Genomic DNA, 8,241 nt, shown 5'->3' with positions numbered 1-8,241 from the left:
CTGCGGGCGAACGGCTACCAGGTAAATGTGGTGACCGACGCGATCCGAGGCATCGAGCCTGGGGCCACGGCCGCGGCGCTCGAGGAGATGCAAAGGGCCGGCGCACGCTTTGTGCAAACCGATAGTGTCCTTGGTTGACTTCTCCTGCGCCACAGGCTATGATCACGCCAGGGCAGAGTCGAGGACGCGGCCGCGGCTTGCGCTTCGTCGCAGGCCGAGGAAAGTCCGAGCTCCGCAGGGCAGCGCGATGGGTAACGCCCACCGGCCGTGAGGCCAGGGACAGCGCAACAGAAAACACACCGCCAACTGTCCGCCGTCGCCTCGGCGAAGGCGGAAAAGGGCAAGGGTGAAAAGGTGCGGTAAGAGCGCACCAGCGGCGTGGCGACACGCCGGCTTGGCAAGCCCCGCGTGGAGCAATGCCAAACAGGGAGCAGAGGTGGCCCGCCTCGCTACGACTCCCGGGTAGGCAGCACGAGGCCGGTGGCAACATCGGCCCCAGAGGGATGGTCGCGGCTCTCCGTCGCCGAACGGGGGCGGAGGGCAACAGAACTCGGCTTACGATCGGCTCTGCTCCTTCTTCTCATGCCCGTAGAGTCGCATGACTCGCGGTCGTCTTGCCTGCTCCGCTCTTTCGTGTCCTTTCGGTTGTGTCGCCGGCACACCTTCTGAGAGCTTCTCATGGAACTGATCTTCTTCACCAAGTCCCTCAAGGGCATGGACGTGGAGGCCACCGGGCGCGAAGTGATGGGCATGGGTCTCGAGGGCCTCGACCTGGCCGTACGGCCCGGGTATTGCGTGAACCCGGACAACGTGGCCTCCGAACTGCCTCGCGCGCTGGCGGTCTGGGCGGACATGGGGCTGAGCGTGCCGATGGTGACGACGCCTGGGGACTTCACCGACCCGACGCCTCCGCTGGCGGAAGTGATGCTCGCGGCGTGCGGCGAAGCAGGCATTCACGAGATCAAGCTCGGCTATTGGCTCTACCAGAAGCCCGGCTACTGGGCACAGGTGGATAGCATTCGGCATGCCCTGGAAGGCTTCCAGCGGCTGGCGGAGAAGCATGGCGTGCGTGTGGCCGTGCACACCCACAGCGATGCCTTCTTCGGCCTCAACGCCTCGGCCGCCATGCACCTCGTCAAAGGCTTCGACCCGCGCTACGTGGGCGTTTACCTGGACCCCGGCCACCTGAGCATCAATGGCGAACCGATCCGCATGGCGGTGGATATTGCGCGCGAACATCTGTGCCTCGTCGCGGTCAAGGCCATGCTGCACGTGCGCAGGGAGAAGGACGGGCAACCCGTGTGGCGGCGCGAGCTGGTTCCTTTGCGCGAGGGGCTGGTGAACTGGGATGAGACCCTGCGCGCACTGCGCGACGCGGCCTACGATGGCCCGCTCACTTTCCACAGCGAGTACGAGAACGTCTCCCTGGAGCAGCTTCGCGCGCTCACCCGCGACGATGTGGCGTACATCCGCGGCCTCCTCGGGGGCCTGTGACGCAGGATGTTGCCCGAGACCCGCTTCGCGATCCTCGCCTCGTGCATCTACCTGCCGTTGGGCCTCGGCTACGTGGCACGCAAGCTGATGCTGCTTCAGCCCGAGGTCAGCAAGCGTATCTCGCGCACTACGCTCCTCACCCTCGAGCCGATCACGGTGCTTGTCGGCTGCTGGCTGCTCGGCATCCCCTCGGTGGGGGGCGCGGCCGTGGTGCCCGTGGTGGGGGCTCTGGTCTCGCTGGGCCTCCTTGCCATGGCCGCCATGGGCGCCACGCTTCTCGGCCTCCGCGGGGCGCGGCGCGGCGCCTACCTCAACTGCGGGATGATGTCCAACATCGGCATGTCGCTCGGCGGATTCATCTGCTATCAGTTCCTCGGCGTCCAGGGCCAAGGGCTGTCGGTGCTCTACACAGCGCACTTCATCCCGGTGTGCTTCACAATGGGCGTTGTGCTGGCAAGCCACTATGGCCAGGCGGAGAAGGCAACCGTGGGGGCAACGCTCCGGGGAGTAGCCAAGAACCCGGTCGTGCTCGCTCCGCTCTCAGGCCTCGTGGTTGGGCTCAGCCTGAACGCCCTGGGCGTCTGGGTGCCGGCCTGGGTGCGACCGGTCAACGCGGTGGCCGTGTTCGGTGTGGTGAGTCTGCATTCATTCGCAATAGGTCTCACGTTGCGCGTGAGCCGCGTGCGCCACTACTGGCGGGAGATCCTGGGATTGGCGGCTACCAAGTTCCTCTTCGGCCCGCTCAGCGCCGCGGGGGTTGTGCTGCTCTTGGGGCAGTGGGGCGCCTATGGCGGCTTGATGTGGCGGGTGGCGGTGATCGAGGGCGCCATGCCCGTTGCCATCTTCGCCACAGTGGTGAGCAACCTCTTCGACTTGGACCGTGACCTCGCCAACTCGTCCTGGGTCGTCACCACCCTGGCCTGTGCGGCCGTGATCCCCGCTCTGTACCTTGTCACGGCCTTGTAGGCGAGGCAGCGCGTCCGACGCTGCTTGGGCGACGGTGCGCCCCGCCGCTTTGGCAGCGGGTGGGCGAATTGCGCAGGACCTTGAAAAGCCTGTTCCGTTGTGCTAGCATTAGGTACAAGTGCTTGCGAGGACTGGGCCATGTCTGCCGAGGCGATCAGCGCGCTGGACTCCAGCGTGCTGGTGCTCAACAAGCTTTACCTCCCGATCCACGTGGTATCCGCGCGGCGGGCCTTCTCGTTGCTGTGCCGCGAGGTGGCCGAGGTGATCCACCTCGCAGACGACCGCTTCGAGGCCCACACGCTGGAGAGCTGGTGCCAGCTTTCGGCACTGCGTGAACAGTTCCCCGAAGACGAACACGACTATGTGCGGGCGGTGAACTTCGAGGTGGTGGTGCCACGGATCATCCGCCTGTTGATCTACGACCGTCTGCCCCAGCGCGCGGTGAAGTTCAATCGCCGCAATATCTATGCCCGAGACGAAGGGCGATGCCAGTACTGCGGCGCACGCTTTGCCACGCCGGAGCTGACGCTGGACCACGTGGTGCCGCGCTCGCGTGGCGGCGCCTCGACCTGGGAGAACCTCGTCTGCTGCTGCGTGCGCTGCAACATGCGCAAGGGCGGCCGCGTGCCGGAGGAGGCCGGGATGAAGCTCGTGCGCCGGCCCTACAAGCCCAAGCGCTCGCCGCTCATCCGCGTGACCATTCGCGACCGCCGCTACCGCTCGTGGCGCCACTTCGTGGACGACGCGTATTGGAGCGTGGAGCTCACGTAGCGGGGGGCCGCGCGGGGAGCTGGCTGCACGTCGCAGGGGCCGGCGGTTCGCATCTGATGCATGGCTTTGCGGGTTGCCTGCCGGTCCACCAGGAGGCGTACTGCGCCGTTGCCGTGGCCCTGGCAGCCGGGGAGCCTGTAAAGTGCTTCAACGCCATCGCGACCGTGGGGGTCACGCTGAAATGACCGTTGCTCTGCTTGCGCTCGCCGCGCTTGTCGCCAGCGCGTCGGATGAACGGGCCTTCCCCGACAACGCGGGCATGGTGAACGTCAGCACGCAGTACGGCGCAAGGGGGGATGGGAAGACCGACGACTGGGCGGCCATCCAGAAGGCCATTGATGAGAACAAGCGGAAGTGGCGCCTCCTCTACTTCCCCAACGGCACCTACCTGGTCACGAAAAAGCTCACGTTCGGCCGCGAGCTCGAACTGGCGAAGCAACTCGTCCTCCAGGGCGAATCGCGTGAGGGCACCATCATCCGCCTGGCCGACAACGCGCCCGACTTCGAAGACCCCGGGAACAAGAACTACCTCCTCACGATGTTCGAGGGACGGGCCACGGGCATGGCGTTCCACAACTCCATCCACGACATGACCTTCGACGTGGGGAAGGGCAACCCGGGCGCCGTCGGCGTCCAGTGGATGAACAATAACACCGGCTGCATGCGCAACGTGACCATCCGGTCGAGCGACCCCGAGGGCAAGGGCGCCGTGGGCCTCGACCTCACCCGCACCGAGCCCGGGCCTGGCCTCATCAAGAACGTGCTCATCGAGGGCTTTGACTATGGCATTGATGCGCTGCCCGGCCCCTTCAGCATGACCTTCGAGCACATCACCCTGAGGGGCCAGCGGGTCGCCGGCATCCGCAACAAATGGCACACCCTCACGATCCGTCGGCTGGAGAGCCTCAACAAGGTGCCCGCCATCCTCGCCACCGACCGCGGCGGAATGATTGCCCTGCTCGAATCGAGCCTCGCCGGCGGCGACGGCGATGCCGCCGTCGTCAACCAGGGCATCCTCCTGCTCCGTGATGTCAAGCAGAGCGGCTACGCCAAGCTCGTCAAGAACGATGGCATCCCCGACCTCGAGGGCGAATCGGTCGAGGAATACGTCTCGCATCCTCCCAAAGCAGCCCACTGCGCCTTCCCCAGCCCGCGCCGCACCCTGCGATTGCCCCTCGAGGAGACGCCCGATGTCCCCTGGGACCCGCCCGACCGGTGGGTGGTCGTTGACCCTGCTGCGCTGAAGGCAAAGGACGACGACACGGCGACGCTTCAAACCGCCTTCGACGCCGCCGCGAGGGAGGGCAAGAGCACCGTGTGCATTCCCGGCGGAATCAAGGAGGGGCTGATCCGATTCGGCGACACCATTCGCGTCCACGGCTCGGTGCGGCGGATCCTCGGCATGGACACCACGCTGTGCGTCACCCCCGCCTTCCGCACCTCCGGCAAGCCGATGTTCCGCATTGAGGATGTGACCTGCGATGTCGTGGCCATCGAACGCTTCACCGTTGTAGAATGGGGCAAGGGGAACAACTTCGCCTGGGTGGAGCACGCGACGCCGAAGACGCTGGTGGTGCGCGACATAGGCAGCATGTCGCCCGACGCTGTGCCCTATGTTGCAGCGCCGAACGCTGGCAAGCTCTTCGTCGAGAACTCGTGTTCCGCCGGCTGGCGCATCCGCAAGGGGCAGAAGGCCTGGATGCGGCAGATCAACCCTGAAACGAACCAGGTGGGCATGGTCAATGAGGGCGGCGACCTGTGGATTCTCGGCCTGAAGACCGAGAACGGCGGGGCCACGGTCATCAAGACTAGCGACGGTGGGCGCACGGAACTCCTTGGCGGCCAGAACTACTCCTCATGGCCGCCCATCAAGTCCAAGCAACCGATGTTCCTCGTCGAGAATTCCTCCGCGTGCTTCTCCATCGGCGGCCTGTCGTTTGTGAAGGACAGGGGCTTCGACATCGTGATTCGCGAAACCCGCAGCGGCGAGACGCGGAACCTGAGCGTTCGCGATGCGGATGCCGGCGGCCGCGGCCACGCCGGCGCCTTCCCACTAGTCACGGCGTTCGAGGGGAAGTGAAGATGACGCAACTCAGGCTGTCAGCGCTCCTTCTCGCGGCGGCCGTCTCGGCCGCGGCCCTGGCGGGGAACTGGCCAGGCTTCCGCGGGCCGACCGGCATGGGGACAACCGATGAGAAGGACCTGCCGCTGAAATGGGACGGCAAGAGCGGCGAGGGCATTCTCTGGAAGGCGTCCCTCAAAGGCACCACGGGCCACTCAAGCCCCATCGTGTGGGAGGACAAGGTTTTCATCACCACCGCGGCCAAGCAGAACCGCGAGCAGGAGGAGAAGAAGGAGGTGCCCGAACACCACCTGGCCTGTTACCAGGCCAGCGACGGCAAGCTCCTCTGGCGCACGCCCATCCCCCAGGGCAAGGAGCCGATGGGCTACGCCATCTACGCGGTGCCCACGCCCGTCACCGACGGCAAGGCGGTCTACTGCTGGTTCGGCTCCGCTGTGATCGCCGCGGTGGACTTCGACGGCAAGCTCCTCTGGCGCCACGAGCGACCAGGCCCATTCGTCCTCAACCCCGGCATCTGCCAAAGCCCCATCCTCTTCGGCGACACCGTCATCCTCTCCGTTGACCAGGCCCGCGGCCAGGGCTACATCCAGGCCCTCGACAAGAAGACCGGCGAGGTGAAGTGGGAGCAGAAGCGCCCCAAGACCGGCTCGTGCAACACCACGCCGCTCCTCCTCGACGTGAAGGGCAAGCTCCAGATGATCGCTGCCTGCGAGAACGTCCTTCAGGGCCTCGACCCCGCCACGGGCGAGCCCCTCTGGTGGTGCAAAGCTCGCGCCTTCGGGGAGTCGCCCGTGGCCGCAGGAGGCATGGTCATCGTGGACAAGGGTGGCAACGAGTGGGCGCTCGCCGTGGACCCCACCGGGCAGGGCGACGTGGAGAAGACCCACCTGAGATGGCGCGTGGAGAAGAGCCCCGGCGACTACTCGTCGCCCGTTGTCTGCGGGGACTTCATCTACAAGGTGGCCAAAGAGGGCGAGGTGCTGTGCCGCATGGTGGCCACGGGGGAGGAGGTCTTCCGCGAGAAGCTCGACAAAGTGTCGAAGCTCGCCAGCCCCATCGCCACGGCGGATGGCCGCGTCTACTTCGTCAGCACGGGCGCCAGCTACGTGCTGAAGGCCGGCCCGAAACTCGAGATCATCGGCGGGGGCAATCTCGGCGGCTGGGGCAATGGCTCGTCGCCGGCGGTCTCGGGTGGCCGCATCTTCGTCCGCGACTTCGAGTTCCTCTGGTGCATCGGCGCCAGATAACCGCACACGGAAGCCATGTGCTCAGCATGGCAGGGCGTGCATGCTTGTACGCGGAATCCCGGTTCCTCTGAGAGCCTGTGTGGAGGTATGCACATCCGACCTGGACACGATCGGCCTCATCGCTGCGTGGCCGGTTTGAGGAACCAGCCCTTGGCATATGGGTCGGCCTTGAAGAACCTGAGCAGCAGTTCGGCCACCTTCTGGCGGCCCGATGGGCTGGGGTGTGTGCCGTCGCCGGCGAGGTCGTCGCGGTTGTAGATCAGGTCGCCCGCCGCGCGGCCCTTCGTGCCGTCGGCCCACAGATACGGCCCCCAGAGCGCCACGGGCGCCTTCACCTCGCCCCTGGCAGGGTCGGCATTGAGTTCCGCCTTGCCCTTCATCTGCTCCTCGATGACCCAGCGCACCGAGAAGGCGCTCTCATAGGCGTACGGCTCGGGGTTGAGCGGCGTGACGGCATAGCCAGCGTAGATGCGGCTGGAGAGGTAGGCGAGCCGAAGGTTGGGGTAACGGGCCTTGGCCATGGTGAGGATCGTCGCGTTGTCGCGCTGCAACTCGCGGGCGTGGGCGGGGAATTCGCCCCGCCGGCCCGGACCGATGAGGGCCTGCTTGAGCCACACCACCTGCACCTGCTGGGGTGTGACGCCCGCGGCTCTGAGACGGCGGTCCGCCTCGTCCCACACGGGCGGCGAGTTCACCCACGCCGCGGCATCCTTGCCGCCCTGAGCGCCGTCCACGATCACGAGCTTCGGCGACTTGTCGGGATCGGCATCTGCAAGCTGCTTGAAGCGCGAGAACTCCTGGGTGGTGTTCGACATGCCGATGGCCAGGAGCACGATGCGTCCGTCGGCGGCCGGCTTGCCTTCGGGGTCGAGCGGCGCGATGCCTGCTGCGGCGGCCTGGGCAAGCTTGGCCTGAGCCTCCGGCGGCTCATTCCGCCCGCCGCCGTAGAGGCCGCCCTCCATCTCCTTGTACCTCGCGTCGCCCTTGAGGTCGCACAGGGGCGTGAGGCCGACCGATTCCTTGCCCTTTTCGGGCGGCTGGCCCTGGGGGCCGTCGGGCCGCCAGTTGGGGCCGAGACGGCGACGCTCGGCCCGGGCCTTGTCGAGGTAGGCCTGGTCCTCCGCCGAGAGAGTCTCGCCGCGGCGTGTGCGCTCGATCAGTTGCCGCGCCCGATTCCAGTCAATGCCTGCGCCGCCGGCCTCGCCGCCCGGCACGCTCCCGGCGGCCAGGAGAATCAGCCCCAATGCCCCTATCGCAAGAAGCCGCAGGGCCCGAGTGCTCATCTCATGCTCCTTTGTGCCGCTCCCCGACCTGTTGCGTCAGATTGGCCCGGACCCTACCACGAAAGGCCACGGCATTCAAGGGGGGGGCTGAGTGTGGGCCGGCGTTGTAGGTGGCTGCGGGAGCTCCGAAGGAGCGAAATGGGATAGCGCAGGGCGACGCCCTGGGAACCAGACCACCCCGTGGCAGCCCTGAAGGGGCGGAATAGAGAGCTTCTATCTCGCCCCTTCGGGGCTGGACCCGTGAATCCCACTGAACCCAGGGCGTTGCCCTGGGCTATCCCATGCGAGCCCTTCAGGCTCCAGAGAGAACCGCCCTGCGTACAATTCCGGCCCACACCCGGGGAGGCGGTTGCGATGTGGTTCTGAATGGGACTGGCCGTGGCCGCTGCGGGTGAGG

General features: G+C 66.6%; 6 protein-coding genes and 1 other RNA gene. 6 read left to right on the top strand and 1 reads right to left on the bottom strand.

Features of this window, described 5'->3' with window-relative positions:
• The first annotated feature begins 173 nt into the window (after positions 1–173).
• From rnpB to PLE19_23250, 6 genes are all read left to right on the top strand, one after another.
• Positions 174–574, top strand: an RNA gene (rnpB, locus tag PLE19_23275) — RNase P RNA component class A.
• A 104-nt stretch (positions 575–678) separates the two neighbouring features.
• Entirely contained in the window at positions 679–1,494 is an 816-nt protein-coding gene (locus tag PLE19_23270) for a TIM barrel protein (protein HPD17870.1), read from the top strand.
• A 6-nt stretch (positions 1,495–1,500) separates the two neighbouring features.
• Positions 1,501–2,460 (top strand): hypothetical protein, encoded by a 960-nt coding sequence (locus tag PLE19_23265; GenBank protein ID HPD17869.1) that lies wholly within the window; start codon positions 1,501–1,503, stop codon positions 2,458–2,460.
• Positions 2,461–2,598: 138 nt separating this feature from the next.
• Entirely contained in the window at positions 2,599–3,231 is a 633-nt protein-coding gene (locus tag PLE19_23260) for an HNH endonuclease (GenBank protein ID HPD17868.1), read from the top strand.
• 181 nt (positions 3,232–3,412) lie between these two features.
• Positions 3,413–5,311, top strand: a complete 1,899-nt coding sequence (locus PLE19_23255; GenBank protein ID HPD17867.1) for a glycoside hydrolase family 55 protein — start codon at positions 3,413–3,415, stop codon at positions 5,309–5,311.
• A 2-nt stretch (positions 5,312–5,313) separates the two neighbouring features.
• Positions 5,314–6,561 carry a PQQ-binding-like beta-propeller repeat protein gene (locus tag PLE19_23250; GenBank protein ID HPD17866.1) on the top strand — a complete coding sequence of 416 codons (1,248 nt, stop codon included), beginning with the start codon at positions 5,314–5,316 and terminating at the stop codon, positions 6,559–6,561.
• Between the two features lie 116 nt (positions 6,562–6,677).
• On the opposite strand, the gene PLE19_23245 is transcribed toward PLE19_23250, so the two are convergent.
• Entirely contained in the window at positions 6,678–7,844 is a 1,167-nt protein-coding gene (locus PLE19_23245) for a hypothetical protein (protein ID HPD17865.1), read from the bottom strand.
• Positions 7,845–8,241: the final 397 nt, after the last annotated feature.

This window comes from Planctomycetota bacterium, assembly GCA_035384565.1.
In the GTDB taxonomy this organism is placed as follows: Bacteria; Planctomycetota; PUPC01; order DSUN01; family DSUN01; genus DAOOIT01.
The sequence above is the reverse complement of the archived record's forward strand: the minus strand, read 5'-3'. Positions and strand labels throughout refer to the sequence as shown.

Coding starts and splice junctions, on each gene's coding strand:
- PLE19_23270 (HPD17870.1), top strand. CDS start 679: ATGGAACTGATCTTCTTCACCAAGTCCCTCAAGGGCATGGACGTGGAG.
- PLE19_23245 (HPD17865.1), bottom strand. CDS start 7,844: ATGAGCACTCGGGCCCTGCGGCTTCTTGCGATAGGGGCATTGGGGCTG.
- PLE19_23255 (HPD17867.1), top strand. CDS start 3,413: ATGACCGTTGCTCTGCTTGCGCTCGCCGCGCTTGTCGCCAGCGCGTCG.
- PLE19_23265 (HPD17869.1), top strand. CDS start 1,501: ATGTTGCCCGAGACCCGCTTCGCGATCCTCGCCTCGTGCATCTACCTG.
- PLE19_23250 (HPD17866.1), top strand. CDS start 5,314: ATGACGCAACTCAGGCTGTCAGCGCTCCTTCTCGCGGCGGCCGTCTCG.
- PLE19_23260 (HPD17868.1), top strand. CDS start 2,599: ATGTCTGCCGAGGCGATCAGCGCGCTGGACTCCAGCGTGCTGGTGCTC.